General features: G+C 69.0%; 21 protein-coding genes. 10 read left to right on the plus strand and 11 right to left on the minus strand.

All coding sequences use genetic code 11. The features are described 5' to 3' along the window. Window positions 1-88 precede the first annotated feature (88 nt). A complete protein-coding gene (locus BV210_RS08180) occupies window positions 89-835 on the plus strand; it encodes a HEAT repeat domain-containing protein (protein WP_077206154.1) in 747 nt (248 codons plus the stop codon). Here the strand turns inward: BV210_RS08180 and BV210_RS08185 are convergent. Next, window positions 820-2,097 (minus strand): MFS transporter, encoded by a 1,278-nt coding sequence (locus BV210_RS08185; protein WP_077206155.1) that lies wholly within the window; start codon window positions 2,095-2,097, stop codon window positions 820-822. The genes BV210_RS08180 and BV210_RS08185 overlap by 16 nt on opposite strands. A 263-nt stretch (window positions 2,098-2,360) precedes the next feature. Next, entirely contained in the window at window positions 2,361-2,984 is a 624-nt protein-coding gene (locus BV210_RS08190) for a hypothetical protein (RefSeq protein WP_077206156.1), read from the minus strand. A gap of 117 nt (window positions 2,985-3,101) precedes the next feature. On the opposite strand from BV210_RS08190, the gene BV210_RS08195 reads away from it, so the two are divergent. Next, window positions 3,102-4,355: an MgtC/SapB family protein gene (locus BV210_RS08195; protein ID WP_077206157.1), complete on the plus strand. Its 1,254-nt coding sequence runs from the start codon at window positions 3,102-3,104 to the stop codon at window positions 4,353-4,355. A gap of 253 nt (window positions 4,356-4,608) precedes the next feature. Here BV210_RS08195 and BV210_RS08200 read toward each other — a convergent pair whose 3' ends face one another. Then, the gene (locus tag BV210_RS08200; protein ID WP_077206158.1) at window positions 4,609-5,475 is read right to left on the minus strand and encodes a sulfurtransferase; all 867 of its coding nucleotides are present in this window, start codon (window positions 5,473-5,475) and stop codon (window positions 4,609-4,611) included. 265 nt (window positions 5,476-5,740) lie between these two features. On the opposite strand from BV210_RS08200, the gene BV210_RS08205 reads away from it, so the two are divergent. After that, on the plus strand, window positions 5,741-6,538 hold the full coding sequence (locus BV210_RS08205) for a sulfurtransferase (protein ID WP_077206159.1): 798 nt from the start codon (window positions 5,741-5,743) through the stop codon (window positions 6,536-6,538). A 169-nt stretch (window positions 6,539-6,707) separates the two neighbouring features. Here the strand turns inward: BV210_RS08205 and BV210_RS08210 are convergent, their stop codons facing one another. Continuing rightward, window positions 6,708-7,718 (minus strand): AI-2E family transporter, encoded by a 1,011-nt coding sequence (locus BV210_RS08210; RefSeq protein WP_077206160.1) that lies wholly within the window; start codon window positions 7,716-7,718, stop codon window positions 6,708-6,710. A gap of 135 nt (window positions 7,719-7,853) precedes the next feature. Beyond that, window positions 7,854-8,534: a class I SAM-dependent methyltransferase gene (locus tag BV210_RS08215; RefSeq protein ID WP_077206161.1), complete on the minus strand. Its 681-nt coding sequence runs from the start codon at window positions 8,532-8,534 to the stop codon at window positions 7,854-7,856. A gap of 87 nt (window positions 8,535-8,621) precedes the next feature. On the opposite strand from BV210_RS08215, the gene BV210_RS08220 reads away from it, so the two are divergent. Both BV210_RS08220 and BV210_RS08225 read left to right on the plus strand, forming a co-directional pair. Next, entirely contained in the window at window positions 8,622-9,059 is a 438-nt protein-coding gene (locus BV210_RS08220) for a DUF2391 family protein (RefSeq protein WP_077206162.1), read from the plus strand. Between the two features lie 47 nt (window positions 9,060-9,106). After that, complete coding sequence (locus tag BV210_RS08225) at window positions 9,107-9,685, plus strand: ATPase involved in flagella biogenesis (protein WP_077206163.1); 579 nt, start codon at window positions 9,107-9,109, stop codon at window positions 9,683-9,685. Here the strand turns inward: BV210_RS08225 and BV210_RS08230 are convergent, their stop codons facing one another. From BV210_RS08230 to BV210_RS08245, 4 genes are all read right to left on the minus strand, one after another. Further along, entirely contained in the window at window positions 9,686-9,889 is a 204-nt protein-coding gene (locus BV210_RS08230) for a hypothetical protein (RefSeq protein ID WP_077206164.1), read from the minus strand. 30 nt (window positions 9,890-9,919) lie between these two features. Further along, window positions 9,920-10,714 carry a hypothetical protein gene (locus BV210_RS08235; protein WP_077206165.1) on the minus strand — a complete coding sequence of 265 codons (795 nt, stop codon included), beginning with the start codon at window positions 10,712-10,714 and terminating at the stop codon, window positions 9,920-9,922. A gap of 129 nt (window positions 10,715-10,843) precedes the next feature. After that, on the minus strand, window positions 10,844-12,310 hold the full coding sequence (locus BV210_RS08240) for an MATE family efflux transporter (RefSeq protein WP_077206166.1): 1,467 nt from the start codon (window positions 12,308-12,310) through the stop codon (window positions 10,844-10,846). A gap of 66 nt (window positions 12,311-12,376) precedes the next feature. Then, window positions 12,377-12,622, minus strand: coding sequence for a ferredoxin (locus BV210_RS08245; protein WP_077206167.1), 246 nt, complete (start codon window positions 12,620-12,622; stop codon window positions 12,377-12,379). A 93-nt stretch (window positions 12,623-12,715) separates the two neighbouring features. Here BV210_RS08245 and BV210_RS08250 point away from each other — a divergent pair, with 93 nt between their 5' ends. Next, entirely contained in the window at window positions 12,716-13,834 is a 1,119-nt protein-coding gene (locus BV210_RS08250; RefSeq protein ID WP_077206168.1) for a M48 family metallopeptidase, read from the plus strand. Here the strand turns inward: BV210_RS08250 and BV210_RS08255 are convergent. Continuing rightward, window positions 13,831-14,499 carry a chemotaxis protein CheC gene (locus BV210_RS08255; protein ID WP_077206169.1) on the minus strand — a complete coding sequence of 223 codons (669 nt, stop codon included), beginning with the start codon at window positions 14,497-14,499 and terminating at the stop codon, window positions 13,831-13,833. The two genes, BV210_RS08250 and BV210_RS08255, sit on opposite strands and share 4 nt — an antisense overlap. 126 nt (window positions 14,500-14,625) lie before the next feature. Between BV210_RS08255 and BV210_RS08260 the strand changes: the two genes are divergently transcribed. From BV210_RS08260 to BV210_RS08275, 4 genes are all read left to right on the plus strand, one after another. Then, window positions 14,626-17,031, plus strand: a complete 2,406-nt coding sequence (locus tag BV210_RS08260; RefSeq protein WP_077206170.1) for an ATP-dependent DNA helicase — start codon at window positions 14,626-14,628, stop codon at window positions 17,029-17,031. Beyond that, complete coding sequence (gene cgi121 / locus BV210_RS08265) at window positions 17,031-17,549, plus strand: KEOPS complex subunit Cgi121 (protein ID WP_077206171.1); 519 nt, start codon at window positions 17,031-17,033, stop codon at window positions 17,547-17,549. Before BV210_RS08260 ends, cgi121 begins: the two co-directional genes overlap by 1 nt. Window positions 17,550-17,766: 217 nt before the next feature. Beyond that, window positions 17,767-18,483 (plus strand): hypothetical protein, encoded by a 717-nt coding sequence (locus BV210_RS08270; RefSeq protein ID WP_077206172.1) that lies wholly within the window; start codon window positions 17,767-17,769, stop codon window positions 18,481-18,483. Window positions 18,484-18,523: 40 nt separating this feature from the next. Continuing rightward, window positions 18,524-19,408 (plus strand): alpha/beta fold hydrolase, encoded by an 885-nt coding sequence (locus tag BV210_RS08275; protein WP_084802600.1) that lies wholly within the window; start codon window positions 18,524-18,526, stop codon window positions 19,406-19,408. Window positions 19,409-19,575: 167 nt separating this feature from the next. Here the strand turns inward: BV210_RS08275 and BV210_RS08280 are convergent, their stop codons facing one another. Next, complete coding sequence (locus tag BV210_RS08280; RefSeq protein ID WP_077206173.1) at window positions 19,576-20,196, minus strand: MaoC family dehydratase; 621 nt, start codon at window positions 20,194-20,196, stop codon at window positions 19,576-19,578. Window positions 20,197-20,379: the final 183 nt, after the last annotated feature.

Raw genomic sequence — 20,379 nt, forward strand, 5'->3', positions numbered from 1 at the left:
GATCCGAACCGACTGGTCGCGTGGACCCGGGAGGTCACTGGTGGAAACGGAACCAGCGGTTTTTAGAGTGGCTTCCCTGCCGGGAGACATGGACGCCGCCCTCCCCGTCAAGGTCGAGGCGATCGAACCGGGCACGGTTCGCCGTCGACCGCGGCGCAGCCGTCACGTCCGCCTGCAGGTCGCCGACCGTGCGACGATCGCCGTCTACGACCCCGAGACAGTGGTGACACCGGACGCCGTCGGCACCGAGCGGGAGGTCGACCTCTCGGCGGAGGTGCCCTCGGTCGAGCCCTACCCCGGGGGCGAGGTCGGCATCGCCGCCCAGTCCGGGGGTGACACAGTGACCCTCTACGGTATCGTCGTCGCCGTCGAGGGGACGGCGGCGCTGCTCGACGTGGGCGCGGGGACGGTCCGGTTCGACACGAGTTCGACCGACCGGCGGCTCTACGTCGGCGACTGTCTCGAACTCGCGGATCCGGTCGTCCACGTCACGGAGATGTCCCCGACCGGGCAGTCCTACGACGCGTACCTCTCCCAGCTCGACAGCGACGACCCGGACGCCCGCCGGGAGGCGGCGACACACCTCGGCCATCGTGGCAGCGAGCGCGCGGTCGACCGACTGGTCGCGCAGTTCCGCGCCGAGGACGAGGCCGGCGTTCGCCGGGCCATCGTGACGACGCTCGGTCGCCTCGCTGTGACGGCCCGCCGGCCGGACGAACGCCCGGATCCGCGGATCCGCTCGACGCTGGAGGCGGCGACGGGCGACGAGGCCCAGGAAGTCAGAAACGCCGCCGACGGGTGGCTCGACCGCGTCGGCGACTACTGGTTCCCCTGAGCGCGGGCGAGCGCGAGCGCGGCCAGCAGTGCGAGGACGCCGGCAGCGGCCGCCAGCCCGAACGCGATCCGGTAGCCCAGCGTCGAGTAGACCTGCGCGCCGTTGATCGTCTCCCCGGTCCTGTAGGCGTCCAGCACGACCCCCATCAGCGTCGGGAGCAGCGCCGCGCCGGTGAACGCGAGCGTGTTGACCGTCCCGGTAGCGACGCCGCTGGCGCCGCTGGCGTGGCGCTCTTTGATGACGGTGTAGCCCAGCGCGTACCCGCCGGCGAGAAAGCCCGCGGCGAAGAAGGCGAGGGCGACGACCGGCAGGGGCGGTCGACCCGTGACCGCGAGCAGCGCGAACGCGCCGGCGAAGGCGGCCTGCGCGGCGACCATCAGCCCCATCCGGCGACCGAGGCGGTCCGAGAGCCAGCCGACCAGCGGCGGCCCCAGAAGCAGGCCGGCGCTGCCGGCGAGCGTGTACGTCGAGGCTTCGGTGACGGAGACGCCGTAAGTCTGGACGACGTAGGGGACGCCCCAGAGCCCGAAGACGGTGATGTTGACCCCGGTGCCACAGAACAGGACGATGCCGACGAGCCAGGTCTCCCGTTCCCGGAGGACCGCCGCGGCGTTGCCGGCCACCGCCGACAGCGACGGAGTCTGGGCCAGCGGCACCCCGTCGATCTCGGGGAGACCCGCGTCGGCGGGCGAGTCCCGCGCGAGCAGGTAGGCGAGCGTCGCCAGCACGAAGCCGGCGACGCCGAGCCCCAGGAGCGTCGTCCGCCAGTCGGTGGCGGAAACGAGAACCGCCAGCGGTGTCGTCGCGAGGACGCCGCCGAAGCCGGCGGCAGCGATGGTCAGCCCGCTCATGCGGGCGAACTCGGTCGGCCGGTACCAGTTCGCACAGAAACGCAGGATGGCGATGAACAGCAGACTCCCGCCGAGGCCGATCAGCGCCCGGGCGAGGAAGGCGACCGGATAGGAGTCGGCGACCGAGAACACGAGCGCGCCGACGCTCATGACGACGGTACCGGCGGTGACGGCGCGGCGGCTCCCGACCCGATCCGCGACGAACCCCGCCGGGAGTTGCATGGCCGCGTAGATGTAGAAAAACGAGGCGTGCAGGGTCCCCAGGGCCGCGCCGGTCGTGTCGAACGCCGTCGCCAGTTGCTCGGCCAGCACCGCCGTCGAGAGCCGGTGGACGCTGACCAGCGCGTAGGCCGCCGCTAGCGCCGTCCAGACGATCCAGCGCCGCTTCGTCGGGTCCGACCAGATGCGCACACGTCCCGGTCGAACCTACTGATTGTTAAGTATTCGTAGTCGAGCAGCAACCAGCGTTCAGTTCGGGAGTGGCGGACGAAACATTGTTTGGTAGTGTCTGACAGAGGCGAGCGAGTGGAGCGGTGCGGTCGGGCACGGGCATCCGCCGAGCGCGGAGCGCGAGGCGGTTCAACGCGAGCGGCTTCGCCGCTCGCGCCTTTTTCGCCCACGTTTTTCAAGGAGGGGTTCGCGCCGAGCGCGAACCCGACGCAGAAAAAGGTGATTTAGCAAACGGGTTTCGGGTTCACACCCAGGTCTTCGAGGGTGTCGAAGTAGTCGTCGTAGGCGGCCTGAACGGTGCCGACGGCGGCGTCGTGGGCCAGCTCCTCGTCGTCCGAGGAGTCACACACGTCGACGAGGACGTCGGGGGCGTCGTCGACGAGCGATTCGACGGTGCCGCGCACGTCGCGGAAGGTGCTGGCGGTCCCCGGCGAGGCCTGGCCGACGAAGAAGCCGACGGCCTGGCCGATCTTGTTATCGACGACCAGCGCCCACCCGAGGACGCCGGCGACGCGCTCGGGATCGGTATCGAGGCCCTGCAGATACTCGGCGAGCGGCGACGGGTCGCCGGGTTCGTGATCGTCGAGTTCGCCGGCGACGGTGCCGTACTGCTCGCCGGCCAGATCGGCGGCGTCGGCGAGGAGGTCGGCGGCGGCCCCGTCGGCGTCGTCGGCCCAGTCCTCGAAGATCGAGTCGGCGTGGTAGAAGACGTCGGCGACGGCCGCGAGGACGGCGTCCTCCTCCATCTCGCCCTCGGTGTCGGCGTACAGCGACTTCGAGGAGCCGAGTCGGGAGAGTTCGGTCTGCTGTTCCTGGCGGATGCCGTCGAGGAAGTCTGCCGCGTTCATGGCCGCCAATTCGACGGGTGGCCGCTTGTAAGCATCGACACTGGCAGCGTGACACCTCGATACTCTCACGCGCCGTCCCGAAGGTTCACTTCGGTGTCGTGAGTAGCCACCGAGGAGATGGCTGTGCCACCCGTCGAGTCGCTGCCGACGCTCGTCCTCCGACTGGGAATCGCCGTCGGCGTCGGGGCCCTGATCGGCCTGGAGCGCGAGCAGAGTGAGTCGGGCGGGACCTTCGCCGGCAGTCGCACATTCCCCCTGTTCGCCCTCTACGGGGCGCTCGTCGGCGCGTTCTACCCGGACGCGCTGCCCATCGCCATCGCCGCCATCGTCGTGCCGCTGACCGTCGCGTACGTGGCCAAGGTATGGATCGAGCGGGACGTCGGCCTCACCACGCTGACGGCGGCGCTGGTGACCGTCCTGCTGGGTGCGCTGGCCACCCACTCCCCGGAGGGTGCCGTCGTCACCATCGTCGTCGGCGGACTGGTCACCGCCTTGCTCTCGGTGAAAGGGGACCTCCACCGGTTCGCGGACCGCATCGACGACGCCGAACAGCGCGCGATGGTGAAGTTCGTCCTCGTCGTGTTCGTCGTCCTCCCGGTCCTCCCGGATCGTGAACTCGACGCCCTGTTCGGCCTCAACCCCCGGTTCGTCTGGCTGATGGTCGTGTTCGTTACCGGCCTCAGCTTCGTCGCGTACGTGCTGAGCCGCGTCGTCGGGACCGAACGGGGCATCGCGCTCACCGGCATCCTCGGCGGATTCGTCTCCTCGACGGCGACGACGGTCTCGATGGCCGAGCAAACCCGCGACTCGCCGGGCCTCTACCAGCTATGTGCCTTCTCGACGGTCGTCGCCGCCGTGGTGATGTTCCCGCGTGCGCTGGTGGAGGTCGCTGTCGTCAACCCCGCGCTCCTGCCGTCCGTCGCCGTCCCGCTGGGCGCGATGACGGCCGTCGGGGCGGTCGTCGCCGTCGTGGTCTACTGGCGTTCGGCCGTCGAGACGACCGTCGACGCCGACATCGAGAACCCGTTCCAGTTGCGGACGGCACTCTTCTTCGGGGCGCTGTTCGCCGCCGTCCTGCTGGTCTCTGACTACGCGAACGCGTGGCTTGGGACCTCCGGAATCTACGCGACGGCGTTCGTCTCCGGGCTGGCCGACGTGGACGCGATGACGCTCACCCTGAGCAAACTCGCCGCCGAGGGCACGGTCGAACCCGGAGTCGCCACGACCGGCATCGTCATCGCCGCCTCCGCGAACACGCTCGTCAAGGCCGGCCTCGCCTGGATCATCGGCACGCGCCAACTCGGGAAGCTCGTCACCGCCGTCCTCGGCGTCGTCGCCGCCGTCGGCCTCGGCATCGCCGTTCTCCTGTGAGACTGGCCGCAAAAATCGGTGGTTTTCGTGCGCTACGCTTACTCAGCCTCGCCCTGCTCTGCGGTTCGCCCTCCGGGCTCACCGCTTCGCCACGAGGCCTCCTCCTTCGCTACGCGGCTCGCGGGTCACTCCGTTCCCCGCTCCCCAAACCGGGGTCTCGCTCCGCTCGACCTCGCGTCAGTCGTCGGCCTCGCCTTTCTCCGCGGGTCGCATCCGCTCCCCGCTCCGTTCGAGGCCGACTCCTGCGCTACGCTTAGTCGTCGGCCTCGCCTTTCTCGATCGGCGCACCGACCAGATTACCCCACTCGGTCCAGGACCCATCGTAGTTGATGGTGTCCTCGTAGCCGAGCAGTTCGTGGAGCGCGAACCACGCCACGGAGGAGCGCTCGCCGATCCGGCAGTAGGCGACGGTGGTGCCCTCGCCGTCGATGCCCTTCTCGGCGTAGAGTTCCTCGATCTCCTCGGCGTCCTTGAAGGTGCCGTCGTCGTTGGTGACGGCGGCCCAGGAGATGTTCTGGGCACCGGGGATGTGGCCGCCGCGCTGGGCGGTCTCCTGCAGGCCCGGCGGCGCGAGGATCTCACCGGAGAACTCCTCGGGCGAGCGAACGTCCACGAGGGGAACGCCGCGCTCGATGGCGTTCTCGACGTCCTCGCGGTAGGCGCGGATGCTCTCGCGCGGGCCGGAGGCGTCGTAGGACTGTGCGGAGAAGTCCGGTTCCTCGTCGGAGAGCGGGTAGTCGTTCTCGACCCAGTAGTCGCGGCCGCCGTCCATCAGGCGCACGTCGTCGTGGCCGTAGTACTTGAACTGCCAGTAGGTGTAGGCGGCGAACCAGTTGGAGTTGTCACCGTAGAGGACGACCGTGGAGTCCTCGGTGATGCCGTTGCTGCCCAGCAGGTCCTCGAAGTCCTCCTTCGAGAGGATGTCCCGCGTCTGCTGATCCTGCAGGTCCGTCTCCCAGTTGAAGCCGATGGCACCGGGCGCGTGACCCTCCTCCTCGTACAGTTCCGTGTCTACGTCGACCTCAGCGAGTCGATACTCCGGATCGTCGCTCTGGAACTCCTCCAGATGGTCCTCGACCCAGTCCGCAGAGACGAGAACGTCCTTGGCGTAGTCGCTCATATGCATCCCCCTATTGGTCCACGACCCATATAGTCCTGCACGTCACGGCACATTCGGCCCCTCCTCCCCCGTGCCGGCAGTATTTACCCCTTCAGCACCCGAAGGCCGTGCGAGCGCGTCACACGCCGCGGAACGTGCAACGCGGCCGATAGCCCACCGTCCGCGTCGACGACCGACCGGTCCGTGCAAATGCCGGTCAGTGTTGCCCCTATCTGAGAGAGGTCGAGAGAGAAGCCTTGAAACGCCCGCTCGCGTATCTGGAGGTATGAGCGAGGTAGTGGTTCCGGCGGCGTGGGTGGCCGACCGACGCGACGAGCTCGTCCTCGTCGACGTCCGAGACGCCTGGGAGTTCGACGGCATCGGCCACGTTCCGGGCGCGGTGAACGTCCCGTTCGACTCCTTCCGGGACGACGAGAGCGACGAGACGGGAATGCTCCCCGGCGGTGAGGCCTTCGCGGACCTCGTGGGCGAGGCCGGTATCAGCAGGGACGATCACGTCGTCGCGTACGACGACCACCACGGCGTCTTCGCCGCGCGCCTGCTCGTGACCGCCGAACTGTACGGACACGACCCCGCGAAGCTCCACCTGCTCGACGGGGACTTCTCGGCCTGGCAGCGCGAGCGCGAGACCACGAGCGACGCGACCGAGGTCGAGCCGACGACCTACGAAGTGACCGATCCCGAGGAGATCGAGACGCCGCTGGTCGACGCCGACACGGTGTCGGCGGCGGCCGACGACCCCGACGCCGTCGTCGTCGACACCCGCGAGGACTGGGAGTACGAGGAGGGCCACATCCCCGGCGCGGTCCGACTGGACTGGCGGGAACTCGTCGACGACGAGAGCCGGGGGCTGAAACCACGCGAGGAGATGGAGGAAATCCTCGACTCCCGTGGAATCACCCCCGACCGGCGGGTCGTCCTCTACTGCAACACCGCACGCAGGATCAGCCACACCTACACCGTCCTCCGCCATCTGGGCTACCCCGACCTGCAGTTCTACGAGGGAAGCCTCACCGAGTGGGAAGAAGAGGGGCGGCCACTCGAAACGGGCGAGTCCGAGTGACCAGCGGGAACGAGGACTCGGGGTAGCGAGCGGGGAACGCGAGGTCTTTGACCTCGGTTCGAGCGGGCTATGCCCGTGAGAACGGAGTGACTCGCGAATAGCGAGGACGAGCGAAGCGAGTCCTCGGGAAAATTCGAGCGGTGACCGAAGGGAGCCGCGAGCACGGCACCTAGTCCTCAGGGCCTGCGGGTTCGACGCCCATCTCGGTCGAGAGTTGCTGGCCGGCTTCGAGCAGAACGGCGACGGCCAGCGGGCCGGCGATGAAGCCGACGATACCGACGGTGAGGACGCCGCCGACGAAGCCGACGAAGTAGAGGCTCCCGGGCATCCCGGCGGTGTAGGACGCCAGCCGCGGCCGGATGAGCGCGTCCGGGAGGAAGCCGATCAGGAGCAGGCCGAAGGCGACGACCAGCAGCGCCCCACCGGGGTTGCCGAGCGTCACCTGGTAGATCGCCAGCAGGATCACCAGGACGCTCGGGCCGATGATGGGGATGAACTGGAGGATGCCGGCGAACACGGAGAGCACCAGCGTCGATTCGTACCCCAGGATAGCGAAGACGGCGTAGGCGATCAGGAAGGTGCCGAAAGCCGTCGCCGCCTGCAGAACGTAGATCGCGTACAGCGTGTCCCGCACCCTGCGGTGGAACCCCTCCACGATGTCGTGGTAGACCGAGGGGACGAGTTCGAAGGTCGTCGCCCTGATCTCGTGGGGTCGCCACAGCAGGGCGTACACGAGGAGGCCGAACAGCGTCGCCTTCAGCGCGATGACGGGTGCGGCCGCGGCCAGATCGACCGCCACCTCCGTCAGCACCGACTGGACCCGCGTGCGCACCACGCTCACGTCGACCGCGAACTCGAACCCGAACGCGGCGACGGGGATCTCCGCGGGGAGTTCCCGGACGAACGCGATGAACTCCAGTCGCCGGGCGTACAGCGCGCCGACGATCGGCAGCGCCGCCGCGACGACCGCCAGGAACCCCACCAGCGTCGCCACACCGGCCGCCACCCGCCGGCCGTGGCCCCGTCCCCGGACCCGCTGGCGCACGGGATAGAGGACGTACGCCACCGTCACCGCGAAGAACACCGTCGCCAGCACCTCCGAGAGAACGAACGTCGTCAGCAGCACCAGCACGACGAACGCACCCAGCAACACACGACGCCGACGCCGATCTACCGCCATGGCGATCACTTCCGGGCCGCCCGACAAAACTCTGCTGTCGAAACACGTCGCCCGGCCGAGACCACAGCACGGCGCACGCCACCACGCCACAATAGTAACTATTTGCAGATGAAACGAAGGGGTTGGAGTCGGCGGTCAGGGGACGACCCCAATCGTCAGCAGCGTGCCGTAGGTGCGGTAGCGTTCGACCATGGCATCGCGCGACTCCCAGTCTTCGGTTGGAAATTCCTCGGCCGGTGGGATTTCGATCTCGCGGTCCGGGATGCGGTCCTGTTCGGCGACGTGAAAGCCGGCCGACCTGAACGCCTCGCGGTACTCGCGTTCGGACCAGCGGGTCATCTCGACGCCGACCAGATCGGGCCAGTGGTGGGAGTGGACGTTCTCCTCGTAGAAGTTGACGGCGCAGTAGAACGTGCCGCCGGGCCGGAGGACACGGGCCAGTTCCGACAGCGCCGCGTCAGGATCGCTCGCGTAGTAGAACGCCTCCATGGAGAAACAGTGGTCGACGCTGTCGTCCTCGAAGGGGAGGTGTTCGAAGTCGCCGACGAGGTAGGCCACGTCGGGGTCGTCGGTGTAGCTCCGGGCGTTCGTCGCCATCTCCGGGGAGGCGTCGATACCGTACACACGGCCGGCGTCGGCGGTGTCCCGGAGCGCGCGGCCGGCGTAGCCGCTGCCACAGCCCAGATCGAGGACGGTGTCGCCGGCCCGGACCGGCATCCGTGCCAGCGCGTGTTTCGCGGTGTGCCAGTGGCGCTCCTCCATACCCCTGTCGCGGCCCTCGTTGGCCCACTGGTCGAACTCCTCGCGGACGCTCATGGGACGGGACAGCGCCGGGATGGGCATAACGGATTCGGTCCGCCAGAGAGTCGGGACGGTTTTGGGGCTGGGCGCTCCCGTGGGAGTATGGTACGCCGCCGGTATCGGATCGCGGACACCGCCCAGCAGGTCGTCGGCGGGTTCCTGCTGGCGGGGCCGTTCGTCGTCACCGAGGAGGTGTGGGTGCTGGCGGCGGAGATGACGTGGTGGCACACGCTCGCCGTCGTCGCCATCGTCTTCGGCATCGGTTACGGCGCGCTGTACAAGGCCGACGCCGGCCGCGAGCTCGACCGCGAGGCCGAGGTCGCCGGGATTCCGATCCGGTTCGTCTCGCTGATGATCGTCGCGTTCGGGTCGGTCGCGGTGCTGGCCGTGGCGCTGACCGCACCGCAGACGTTTCTGGTCGAGAGCGGTATTCTGGCCGACCCGACCCCGAGGACGGTCGCGCTGACGACGGTCAGAGCCGTCGCCGTCGGTGCGATCTTCAGCGTCGTCGGCGCGGCGACCGCCGACAGCGTCTTTTGAGCTCTCCGACCCGCAAATTTAACGCCGGGCCTCTCCGTGGTGCCCGCATGGACTACGAACTCGCCATCGAGAACACGCCGGACACCATCCCCGGGGGGACAGGGGTACTCCTTCTGCATCCGAGCACGGGCGAAACCGACCGCATCGACACCGACTTCCTCAAGACCGACACCGACCGCATGCTCATCATCTCGACCCGCACCACCGCCCGCGAGGTCGAACAGAAGTTGGAGTACTACGACGTGGACGAAACCTGCGCCACCATCCTCGACACCCTCTCGATCGAACGCGGCTACACCCGCCGGCGCTCCGAGAACGTCCACTACGTCTCCTCACCGGACGACCTCGCCGGCATCGTCGAGGACGCCCGCGAGTGGATCGAGTCCCACGACGGCAAACTCCGCATCACCGTCGACTCCATCACCGAGATGGCCTACTACGCCGACGACGAGCGCACCCGCGAGGCCGTCGAGGACCTGCTCGACCTGCTGGCCGAACACGACGCCGTCGGCCTCTTTCACCTCTCGCCGGAGGTCCACGACGAGGCCATCGTCGACGGCTATCGCGACCTGTTCGACGGCGTCGTCGAACTCTCGGCGGACGGCACCGTGACCAGCGAGTTCTGATCAGGGGTCATCGGGAGTGTCGCCAGCCTCACGCTGGTCGGCCAGTCGTTCGAGCGCCGCGGCCGTACGACGGGTGTTGTTCCGGATGTCGAACAGGAGCGAGAACAGCAGGACGACGACGAACAATGGGACGACGACGGCGACGAACGGCCCGAACGCAGCTATCTGGAGGACGACGCTACCGACCACAGTGGGGACAGCCATATCGCCACTGTCCGCGCCATATCCAAAAAGTCAGTCGTCCAACTTCTCGAAGGTCTTTCTGGCCCACTCGACGGCGTACTCGGCTCCGTGTTCGGCGTAGGCGCTCGAGTCCAGCGCGGCGAAGGGCGTCGGAATCTCTATTCTGTCGTCCGCGGCGTGTTTGATCGCGCTACAGGCCAGTTCGGCGGCCGCAGGGAACTCGGTCTCCCCCCGCGCGACCTCCGTCGAGAGGTCGCTCAGCCGCGGTTCGAGCCGCTCGCCGGCGTCGACCCACGCGTCGAACAGGTCGGGACGGGTCCCCTCCCAGTCTGCGAAGATTTCGCGCGTGTGCAGGCCGCAGTAGGCGGTGTAGAGGGCGGCTGCCAGCTGGTAGACGCCCGCGGGGTCCAGCGGCACCGCGGCCGCCAGCTCGCGGTAACCCTCCCCGAAGAAGGCCAGGAAGGACTCGGGCAGGTCGAGCCCGACCTCCACGAGCCCCTCGGCGAGCAGGAAGTCGACGAAGGGGTCTGGCGAGGTGCGCAGGCGCGGTTTGACGAACACCACCGGTGGCTCGGTCTGGCGGGTCCAGGTGACGCCGCCGTCGCCGGGCAGCCCGATGGTGAAGTCGCTCCCGGCGTAGTGGGCGAGCTGGTCCGGAGCGTCGGCCGGGAGCCACTCGTCGGGGTAGCCGACGGGGTCGAGACCGTCGACCAGCAGGCCGAGTTCTTCGGCGACGGCCGGGTCCAGCGTCTCGAAGTCCCGTTCGGTGTTCACCACGAGCGCGTCGGGGGCGTGGGTCTCGCGGACCGCCGCGAGGTCACCACCGAGAGCACGCGACTCGAACATCTACGCCAGCGCGGCGCCGAGAATCTGTGCGACGGCGAGGACCGCCGTGAGGCCGACGGTCAACAGGACGATCTTGGTTGCCTGACTCATGCCCCCGACTACCGCCAGCAGCGGTTTAAATCCGACTATTCAATCGTCGCCGGTCGTCCCGACTCCCGCGCGCCGGGCGACCCCCTGCCACTTCCCCGTCCAGAACCGAGTGATGTTGACCGCCGCCTTCACGTAGTAATCGCCCACGAGCGCGACGAACACCGCGGGCAGCCCCCACCCCAGCCCGGGCGTGACCGAGACCCCGGCGATCGAAACCGCGAAGCCAGTCGGCAGCGCCAGCGCCGCGATCGGCAGGCGGACCAGATACGACCCGGCGAAGGTGCCGTAGAGCGGCCAGCGCGTGTCGCCCGCGCCCCGCAGGCTCCCCCGCATCGTCCGCGAGATCGAGAAGCCGGCGACGATCACGCCGAACACGCGGATGAACTGCACCGCCAGATCGGGGTGGGCGGTGCCGAACGCCAGCGCGACGGGGCGGGCCGCGAGCACGAGAACCGCGCCGAAGACGAGTTGCGTGATCAGGGCGATCCGCATGGTCTGCCAGCCGTAGGCCGTGGCTTCGCCGTTCTCGCCCGCGCCGACGGCCTGCCCGACGAGCGTGCTGGCGGCCGTCGCGTACCCCCACGCGGGCATCAGCGCCAGCAACATCACCCGGCGGCCGATGGCGTAGGCCGCCACGACGGGCGTCCCCAGCACGCCCAGCACGAACAGGAACGGGAACCGACCGAACGTCTGGAGCAGGCGCATGCCGGCCAGCGGCAGTCCGACACGAACGATCTCCCGACACAGCGAGAGGTCGAGTTGCGGCCCGCGGAGCGGCAGGCGGACGACGTATCGTCCGGAGACCAGCAGGGCGAGAAAGACCGTCGCGGCGAGCGTGTTGGCGATGGCGGTCCCCCAGGCCGCCCCGGCCACGCCGAGTTCGGGGAACGGACCCCACCCGAAGATGAGGACGGCGTTGAGGACGACGTTCGTCGGCAGGGTCAGCAGGCGGACGTACATCGGCGTGCGCGTGTCGGCGCTGCCCGCGAGCGCCCGCGCGGCGATCATGCTCCAGAACCGGAAAGCCAGCGACAGCATGACGATCTGGAGGTAGATCGCCCCGAGTTCGATCGTCCGGGGGTCGTCGGTCAGCACGTCCAGCATCGGGCCGGCGTACACCCACGTTAGAACTGTCAGCGGGAGCGAGATGGCGAGCGAGAGCCACAGCGACTGCTTGACCGCGAGATCCGCTCGCCCGGGTTTGTCGTCGCCCTGCAACCGGGAGACGACGCTGATCGTCCCCGAGGACAGCGCCAGCGACAGCCCGAATCCGACGAAGTAGTACTGAAAGCCCAGTTCCAGCGCGGCGATGGCCGCGTCGCCGACGGCGACCCCGACCATCAGGAAGTCCGCGACCCGGAGGAGGACCCGGAGGCCGCCGGTGACCATCACGGGCACCGCGAGGTCGAACGCCTCGGTCCCCTTCTCGCGGTCGACGAGCCCGAGCCGGGCCAGGAGCGCGGGGAACCCCAACAGCGCGGCGCGCACGGCGGCGCGGATACCCATCTACGCGCACGTCGGGCCGGAGCCCCCTGTGGTTTTCGACCGCGGAGCCCCCCGGGATTGGCCGACTCAGGGGATGATCTGCTCGCCGTCGTCGTCGTAGATGGCGATGGCGTCGACGGGACAGGATCGGGCGGCGAACTTCGCGTCGAGTTCGGCGTCCTCGGGAATCTCGCGGGCGAACAGGTCCTCGTCGATCTCCTCGCCGTCGACGAGGACGGCCTTGCCGGCGTCGTTGTCCTCCTCGAAGCCCTCCCACTCGGCGGTACACTGGAACATCCCGATACAGGTGTCGCGGTCGAATTCGACGCGCATGGCCGGGCGTTCGACCGACGCGAGTATAGGTGTGGCGACGAACGCGCCGGCCGTCGGATACATTTTTGACTGACAGGTGTGCAGTCGGACGTGATGCCCGCCTCGCCCTCCATCGCGGTCGTCGCCCACTGCTGGCTGGCGGCCGTCGTGCTCGCGACGGTCCGAACGGTGGCCACCCACGTCCACCGAATCACCGCCGACCCCGCCCGCACCGCCGAACGGCTCCGGACACTCCGCGAAGTCGGCTACGTCGCGGCCACCCTCGCGACGCTCGCGCTCGCGCTGCAGATCGGAACCCTGTCGGTGGCCGTTGCTGCGGTCCAGGCTGTCGCACCGCCGCTCCCGGCCGGTCTCGTCGGCGTGATCGCCGCCGTCGTTCTCCTGCTCGGGCCGGTACTTTCGGGCCTGCTCGCGGTGCGGCTCGGGACGCTCCGGTCCCGCCGGGACTCCCGACGGCTCGATCTGACCTACCGGGACGTGACGGGCTGGTTCACCAGCCGGTACGCCGCCACGGTGCTCGCACTCGCGGCGGCCACGGCGGTGGTCACGGCCGCCGACTCGACGGTCGGCCGGCTCGCCGTGGCGACCCTGCTGGGCGGTCTCGGGACGGCGCTCTCGCCCTACGCGATCAGTTTCACCGTCCGGGACCGGCCGGCGACCGAGCGCGAACGCGAGATCGCGCGGGTACCCGAGGACTGTCGGCTCCGGGTCGTCGACGACCGGACGCGGTTCGGCGTGGCACTGGCCGCCGGCGTCCTGCCGGGCCAGCGGTACGTCTTCGTCGCCGAATCGCTATTCGGCCTGCCCGAGCGGGAACTGGCGGCGATCGTCGCCCACGAGGTCGGCCACCACGACGGGCACCACGTCCCGCTCCGGTTCGGGGCCTTCCTGGCGGCGGTCGTTCCGCTACTGGCGGCGCTGGAACTCGGCGGGACGACCGCCTTGCTCGTGGGTGTCGGACTGGCGTGTGTGGGCGCGCTCGGTGCGTTCGCCGTCGTCCGTCGGACGGAGTACGCGGCCGACGCCTACGCCGCCCGGCAGGGGCTCGGGCCAGCGCTCGCCGCGGCGCTGGAAGAACTTGCCGTCCGGCGCGTCCTGCTGACGACGCCCGGCCCCCACGCCGGCCCCTTCGCGGCGCATCCGCCGCTGCACGCGCGGGTCGCGCTGCTGGAAGCGGAGACGACGCGGGAGCCACCGGTGACCACGGTCTAGACGAGTTCGGAGAAGTCTGTGGGGGCGGTCTCGGCGTCGGCGATGGAGTCGACGTCGATGTCGTGGATGAGGTCGACGAGCGGTTCCAGTTCGGGGAAGGTGTAGCAGGTCAGCGAGAAGTCCACGTCGGCGGCGGTGATCTGTGAGTCGACGACGAACACGATGTCGGTGTCGGGCCACCCCCCAATCTCCGACAGCATCGTCTCGCTGTCGCCGTAGGCGAAGTGTGGCGGCGAGTGGGCGATGGTCGTCCCCAGCACGTTCGCCCAGCCGTCGATGAAGGCCGAGGTCATGATGTTGCCGACCTCCTGGATCGCGGATTTCTGCATGTCCGTGAAGCCGCTACCGTCGGCCTCCGCCTCCGCCCCCTGCCCGAGCATGGCGTTCGCCAGCCGCTTGGCCTCGGCGCGAGAGACCAGAAAGAGCAGATAGCCGTGGGGCGCGTCTTCGAGTTCGGTGTAGATGCCCACGTGGGAATCGGATTCGGTCTCGGTCCGCAGGTGTGTCCCCACGTCGTCGAAATCGAGGAAGTTCAGTTTCGAGACCGACGCCGCGGTTTCGAGCCCGCTCATCTGCTGGAGGTTGTCGGCGACGGTTTCGGCCCCCTCTTTGGCCAGCCCGTTGAACAGGTGGAGCTTCCGCACGTCGACCTTCAGGGAATCCATGCGGAATCCTTCGCGTCCACAGGCATGAAACCACGGGGCAACTAGGCTGTCGATACTGAACACCCGTCCCGTTCGGCCGGAGCGAGGACGACAATTTAAATCCGGGGACGCACGAAGGTAGCGGTAATGGACGTCGCGGCGATTCCGGGGGTTCCCGACTGGCTGCCCGGACACCTACAGGACGAGGGCATCGAGTCGCTGTACCCGCCACAGGCCGAGGCGGTCGAGGCGGGCGTCACCGAGGGCGAGAACCTCGTCGCCAGCGTGCCGACAGCCAGCGGGAAGACCCTGGTCGCCGAGCTGGCGATGCTCTCGGCGGTCGCCGGTGCGGAGAACGAAGCGGCCGGGAAGGCACTCTACATCGTCCCGTTGCGGGCACTGGCCAGCGAGAAGGCCGAGGAGTTCGCGCAGTTCGAGGAGTATGGAATCGAGATCGGCGTCACCACGGGCAACTACGATTCCGACGGTGGCTGGCTCGCCGACAAGGATATCATCGTCGCAACCAGCGAGAAGGTCGACTCGCTGGTGCGCAACGACGCCGGCTGGATCGAGGATCTCTCCTGTGTGGTCGCGGACGAGGTCCACCTCGTCGACGACGGCCAGCGCGGCCCCACGCTGGAGGTGACGCTCGCCAAGCTCAGACAGCTCAACGCCGACCTGCAGACGGTCGCCCTCTCGGCCACCATCGGCAACGCCGACGAACTCGCCGACTGGCTCGACGCCGAACTCGTCGATTCGAACTGGCGACCCATCGAACTCCAGAAGGGGGTCCACTTCGGGCAGGCACTGCACCTCGAGGACGGCAGCCAGCAGCGCCTCGAAGTCCGCAACGGCGAGAGCGAGACCGCCGCCATCGTCCGGGATACCCTCGAAGACGACGGCTCGACGCTCGTGTTCGTCAACTCCCGGCGCAACGCCGAGGCCGCGGCCCGCCGGCTCGCCTCGACGACGAGTGACTTCCTCGACGGCGAGGAACGGGAGCGACTCGACGAGATCGCAGCGGAGATCCGTGACGTGAGCGACACCGAGACCAGCGACGACCTGGCCGACGCCGTCGCGAAGGGGGCGGCCTTCCACCACGCCGGTCTCGCGAGCGACCACCGATCGCTGGTCGAGGAGGCCTTCCGCGACCGCCTGCTGAAAGTCGTCTGTGCGACGCCGACGCTCGCGGCGGGCGTCAACACCCCCTCCCGGCGGGTCGTCGTCCGGGACTGGCGGCGCTACGACGGCTCGGCCGGCGGGATGGCCCCGCTTTCGGTGCTGGAGGTCCACCAGATGATGGGACGGGCCGGCCGGCCCGGGCTGGACCCCTACGGCGAGGCCGTCCTGCTCGCGAACAGCCACGACGAACTCGACGAACTGTTCGAGCGGTACGTCTGGGCCGACCCCGAGCCGGTGCGGTCGAAACTCGCCGCCGAACCCGCCCTCCGCACGCACCTGCTGGCGACGGTCGCCTCCGGGTTCGCCAGTTCCCGCGAGGGCGTGCTGGAGTTCCTCGAACGGACGCTGCACGCCAGCCAGAACGCCGACCGGAGCGAACTGGAGCGGGTCACCGACCAGATGCTCGACTATCTGGAGATGAACGATTTTCTGACCAGAGACGGCGACCAGTTGCAGGCGACGGGCCTGGGCCACACGGTCTCGCGGCTCTACCTCGACCCGATGAGCGCCGCGGAGATCATCGATGGCCTGCGCGACTGGGAGCGGTCGGGCGGCCGGTCGACGGGACGGGGCGATAGAGCCGAGAGGGACGCCGAGGAAGAGCCCGCTGGGTTCACCCGGGCCAGCGAACTGACGGCCGACGACGACGGGGACGACGGACCCCGGGAGCCACCGTCGGCGCTGGGGCTCTACCACCTCGTCGCGCGCACGCCGGACATGTACGAACTCTACCTCCGGAGCGGCGACGAGGAGGAGTACACGCAACTGGCCTACGAACGGGAGACGGAGTTCCTCGGCCCGATGCCCAGCGAGTACGAGGAGGGGCGGTTCGACGACTGGTTGTCGGCGCTGAAGACCGCTCGCCTGCTCGAAGACTGGGCCAGCGAGGTCGACGAGAGCGAGGTGACCGACCGCTACGGCGTCGGCCCGGGGGACATCCGCGGGAAGGTCGAGACCACCCAGTGGTTGCTGGGGGCCGCCGAGTCACTGGCGGGCGAACTCGACCTCGACTGCGTGCCGGCGATCCGCGAGGCACGCACCCGGGTCGAACACGGGGTCAAGAGCGAACTCGTCGACCTCGCGGGGGTGCGCAGTGTCGGGCGGAAACGCGCCCGACGGCTCTACGACGCGGGGATCCGGACCCGGGCGGACCTGCGGGAGGCCGACAAATCGGTCGTCCTCGGCGCGCTCCGGGGCCGGGAGAAGACCGCCGAGAACGTACTGGAGAACGCCGGCCGCGAGGACCCGTCGATGGACGATGTCGACCCCGCGGACGTCGACGGGATCGACGCGACCCTCCCCAGCGGGACCGGCGAGACCGGTGGCGACTCCGACGAACCGGACGATCAGTCCAGCCTGGGTGATTTCTGATGGAGGTGATCGAGGGGACGGCGACGGTCGCGGACGTGGACGCCTTCGTCGCGGAGCTGGGCGAGATCGGCGACGAGTACGACTCGGCGGTGCAGGCGTTCGACGCCCGGTACGTCGTCGGCCGCGAGCACCTCGACCGCGCGGTCGCGTGCGCCGAGCGCGCCCGGGCCCAGGGCGAGGCCATCGCAGACGATCCCGCCGTGGAGATCCTGCTGTACGCGGCCGGTCGACGACAGATCTCCCGGGCACTCGAGATGGGGGTCTCTGCGGGCGAGTGCCCGGTCGCGGCCGTCGTTCACGGACTGGCGGACGGGGCGGACGGGTCGGATATCGCGGACGAGTCGGGAGCGGCCGCGGCGGTCGCGGACCTGCTGGAACCGGCCGAGACGCTCGGTACGTACGACGAGAACCGCGTCCGGGAGTTTTTCGACGTGTCCGACCGCGAACTCGCGGCGACCGACGCCGGGCTGTCGGCGCTGGTCGTCGAGCGGGTGGCGCTACTGGCCGTCGAGAAGTGATCTGTCGGCCCGGAAGGTTGAAACGGCCGGCTTCGGTCGGTCCGTTCGGGAGATCGCAGTGACCGACGAGTCGACGGGGCGACGACGAACCGGCACCGGGATCCGAACGCACGGCGTACCCACCCGACAATATGCTACATCGTGACACGAGTTTCGGCGGATCCGGAACCGGAGATATCGGGCGCGAACGGGGGCCGTCCGGACGCACACCACACGTATGAGCGCGTGGTGGGGAATCGTCGCGAGCGGGGGGTCTCTCGGTGTCCTCGGGAGCCAGGCGCTCGTCGGTCGGGCAGCGGCGACCGCGCCGGGGACCGACAGCGACGCGCTGGGCTATGCTATCATCGCGGGCATGGCCATCAGCGCGGGGTTGCTCGTCGCCTGGATCGCGACGACCCAGCGGCTGGAGAGTCACGACGGACTGGCGGCCGACTGGCTGGCGGTGGGAGTCGGGCCGCTGCTGTCGAGTCTCGGGGCGGTCGCCATGCTGACGGCGGCGGGCGAGAACCCCGGCGTCGCGGGCGTGGCTGCGGCGTTCGGAACGATTCTGGCGTGGGCCGTCGTCGGCGCGACCGACGGGGCCGACGGTCGGGGGCCGCTGGTTCGACGCGGCGTCGGCGGCGCGACGCTGGCGGCCGGATACGCCGCCGGGTCGCTGGTGGGCCTGCTCGGCGCGGCGATACTGGCCGGGCACGTCACGGTCGAGACGGCGGTCGGCCGCGAGGACGGGTGGCTCCGCGCGACGGGCGTGACGGTCGGTATTCTGGGCGTGTTCCTGGCCGCGACAGCGCTCGGGATCGGAGCGTTCGGTCTGTCCCCGGCCGGGCGGGTGGCGGCGCTGGCGTTCGCCGGAGGGAGCCTGCTCGTCGTCGGCCTCTCGGAGACGAACCTCACCGGGTCGCCGCCCCGAAATCGGCGGATCGACACCTCCTGAGTGCGAAGACACAAGGTCAGTGATCCCGAGTTACGGACGAATGGCGAGTTCGAGCAGTGACGCGTCGGGCGGTACCGGCGGGCCACAGACAGTCGAAGTGACGGCAACGGACGGGGCGGGACGGTCGACGACGACGACCGTCCGGTACAGCGACACGGGGAAGGGGCGACCGCTGGTGCTGTTACACGGCGTCGGACTCGACGCGAGACACATCTCCTGGAAGCACGCGATCCCCCACCTCGCGGACGATCGGCGCGTGATCGCCCCCGACCTGCCGGGCCACGGCGACAGCGACAAGCCGAACATCCGGTACACGACCGACTACTACGTCGACGTGGTGTCCGGACTGGTCGAGGAACTCGACCTGAACCAGCCCAGCGTCGCCGGCATCTCGATGGGTGGTGCCATCGCACTGGGGTACGCGCTGGCGGAGGACGTCGAGCGGCTGGCGCTGGTCGACAGCTACGGACTGGGCGCGGACGCGAGCTGGCGGCCGATGGCGTCGGTCGCCCTGCGCGTGCCCGTGATGGATCAGTTCGTCTGGAACACGATGGGCGTCAACGAGGGGACCGTCCGGGACACCCTGCGGGGGTACATGACCAACGCCTCCGAGGAATTCGTCTCGGAAGTCCACGACGTGTTGCAGGACGACGCCTGTGGCCGGACCCTTCGGCGCTGGCAGCGCAGCGAGTTCGGAGCCTGTGGCTTCCGGACCTGCTATCTCGACGACCTGTCCGAACTCTCGGTCCCGACGCTGCTGGTCCACGGCGACGACGACACGCTCCTGCCCACGTCGTGGTCCGAGCGGGCCCACGACCGGCTCCCCGACAGCAGACTGCACGTGTTCGAGGACTGTGGCCACTGGCCACCCCGGGAACGCCCCGCCACCTTCAACCGCGTCCTGGCTGACTTTCTGGCGAGCTAACGGCGGTCCGCGGTGCGATTTCTCGGCGCTGGCACTCGACCCGTGACGGTAGTCAGTGACTGGAACGGATCGGATTGTGGTGCTCGATGGCACAAAACATACCAGTAGAGAGATGCGGTGGGGCCGGGGACCGCGGTAGGGCGAGGAGTGGAGCGCGCGTGCTGGAGTTATTCGGGCTGTTCGTCGACCAGGATGACGGCTTCGCCGTCGATGACGACTTCCTCGTCCTGCTTGACCTGCGTTGTCAGCCGGAACTGGTCGTTGCCCAGGTCCTCGACGATCTCGATATCGGCGGTGAGTCGGTCGCCGATGCGGACCGGGTTGTGGAACTCGAGATCCTGCGAGAGGTAGACCACGAGCCCGGGCACACGGGCCAGCGCGGCGCTGATGAGGCCGCCGACGAGCGTCCCGTGGGCGATGCGGCCCCGGAACCGGGTCTCGGAGGCGTACTCGTCGTCGAGGTGGAGCGGGTTGGTGTCACCGCTCGCTGCAGCGAAGTTCGTCACGTCGTCTTCGGAGATTGTCTTGGTGAACTGGATGCGATCCCCGACGCCGAGTTCTGTCCGGTCGTCCTCCGTTCGCTCGATGGTCCACTCGGGGAGGTCTTCGTCGGGTTCGATCCGCTCTCGCGGCGGCAGCGCCGGGTCCTCGTCGGTGTCGTCGTCGTCGGAGTTGACACCGAAGGCCGCGAACGCCGCTCTGTTCGCCTCGAGAACGCTGTTGAAGACGTGCGACGAGGTCTCCGTCCACGTGTCCAGCAACGCGCTCCGATGCGGGTTGGAGCTCATTGGCACCAGTTGTTGGAAGTGGCTCTATTAAAGCGTGATGGTTCACATGACTCGTCGGCTACAGAACGGCGTCTGCGGGCCGCTCCGTACGAATCTCGCGCGCTCGCCGTGGTCGGTGAGGGCCGGCAGTCGGCCCCCGCGGGATCAGTCGCTACCATTTGCTACCATTGTATGGTGAACAGT

This window comes from Halorientalis sp. IM1011 (genome assembly GCF_001989615.1).
GTDB lineage: Archaea > Halobacteriota > Halobacteria > Halobacteriales > Haloarculaceae > Halorientalis.

What these genes read in the sequence shown, in the direction of transcription:
- cgi121 (WP_077206171.1), top strand. Translation starts at nt 17,031, where the DNA reads ATGGAGGTGATCGAGGGGACGGCGACGGTCGCGGACGTGGACGCCTTC.
- BV210_RS08235 (WP_077206165.1), bottom strand. Translation starts at nt 10,714, where the DNA reads ATGTTCGAGTCGCGTGCTCTCGGTGGTGACCTCGCGGCGGTCCGCGAG.
- BV210_RS08190 (WP_077206156.1), bottom strand. Translation starts at nt 2,984, where the DNA reads ATGAACGCGGCAGACTTCCTCGACGGCATCCGCCAGGAACAGCAGACC.
- BV210_RS08205 (WP_077206159.1), top strand. Translation starts at nt 5,741, where the DNA reads ATGAGCGAGGTAGTGGTTCCGGCGGCGTGGGTGGCCGACCGACGCGAC.
- BV210_RS08200 (WP_077206158.1), bottom strand. Translation starts at nt 5,475, where the DNA reads ATGAGCGACTACGCCAAGGACGTTCTCGTCTCTGCGGACTGGGTCGAG.
- BV210_RS08230 (WP_077206164.1), bottom strand. Translation starts at nt 9,889, where the DNA reads ATGGCTGTCCCCACTGTGGTCGGTAGCGTCGTCCTCCAGATAGCTGCG.
- BV210_RS08240 (WP_077206166.1), bottom strand. Translation starts at nt 12,310, where the DNA reads ATGGGTATCCGCGCCGCCGTGCGCGCCGCGCTGTTGGGGTTCCCCGCG.
- BV210_RS08270 (WP_077206172.1), top strand. Translation starts at nt 17,767, where the DNA reads ATGAGCGCGTGGTGGGGAATCGTCGCGAGCGGGGGGTCTCTCGGTGTC.
- BV210_RS08215 (WP_077206161.1), bottom strand. Translation starts at nt 8,534, where the DNA reads ATGAGCGTCCGCGAGGAGTTCGACCAGTGGGCCAACGAGGGCCGCGAC.
- BV210_RS08280 (WP_077206173.1), bottom strand. Translation starts at nt 20,196, where the DNA reads ATGAGCTCCAACCCGCATCGGAGCGCGTTGCTGGACACGTGGACGGAG.
- BV210_RS08220 (WP_077206162.1), top strand. Translation starts at nt 8,622, where the DNA reads ATGGTACGCCGCCGGTATCGGATCGCGGACACCGCCCAGCAGGTCGTC.
- BV210_RS08180 (WP_077206154.1), top strand. Translation starts at nt 89, where the DNA reads ATGGACGCCGCCCTCCCCGTCAAGGTCGAGGCGATCGAACCGGGCACG.
- BV210_RS08225 (WP_077206163.1), top strand. Translation starts at nt 9,107, where the DNA reads ATGGACTACGAACTCGCCATCGAGAACACGCCGGACACCATCCCCGGG.
- BV210_RS08210 (WP_077206160.1), bottom strand. Translation starts at nt 7,718, where the DNA reads ATGGCGGTAGATCGGCGTCGGCGTCGTGTGTTGCTGGGTGCGTTCGTC.
- BV210_RS08250 (WP_077206168.1), top strand. Translation starts at nt 12,716, where the DNA reads ATGCCCGCCTCGCCCTCCATCGCGGTCGTCGCCCACTGCTGGCTGGCG.
- BV210_RS08275 (WP_084802600.1), top strand. Translation starts at nt 18,524, where the DNA reads ATGGCGAGTTCGAGCAGTGACGCGTCGGGCGGTACCGGCGGGCCACAG.
- BV210_RS08245 (WP_077206167.1), bottom strand. Translation starts at nt 12,622, where the DNA reads ATGCGCGTCGAATTCGACCGCGACACCTGTATCGGGATGTTCCAGTGT.
- BV210_RS08255 (WP_077206169.1), bottom strand. Translation starts at nt 14,499, where the DNA reads ATGGATTCCCTGAAGGTCGACGTGCGGAAGCTCCACCTGTTCAACGGG.
- BV210_RS08260 (WP_077206170.1), top strand. Translation starts at nt 14,626, where the DNA reads ATGGACGTCGCGGCGATTCCGGGGGTTCCCGACTGGCTGCCCGGACAC.
- BV210_RS08195 (WP_077206157.1), top strand. Translation starts at nt 3,102, where the DNA reads ATGGCTGTGCCACCCGTCGAGTCGCTGCCGACGCTCGTCCTCCGACTG.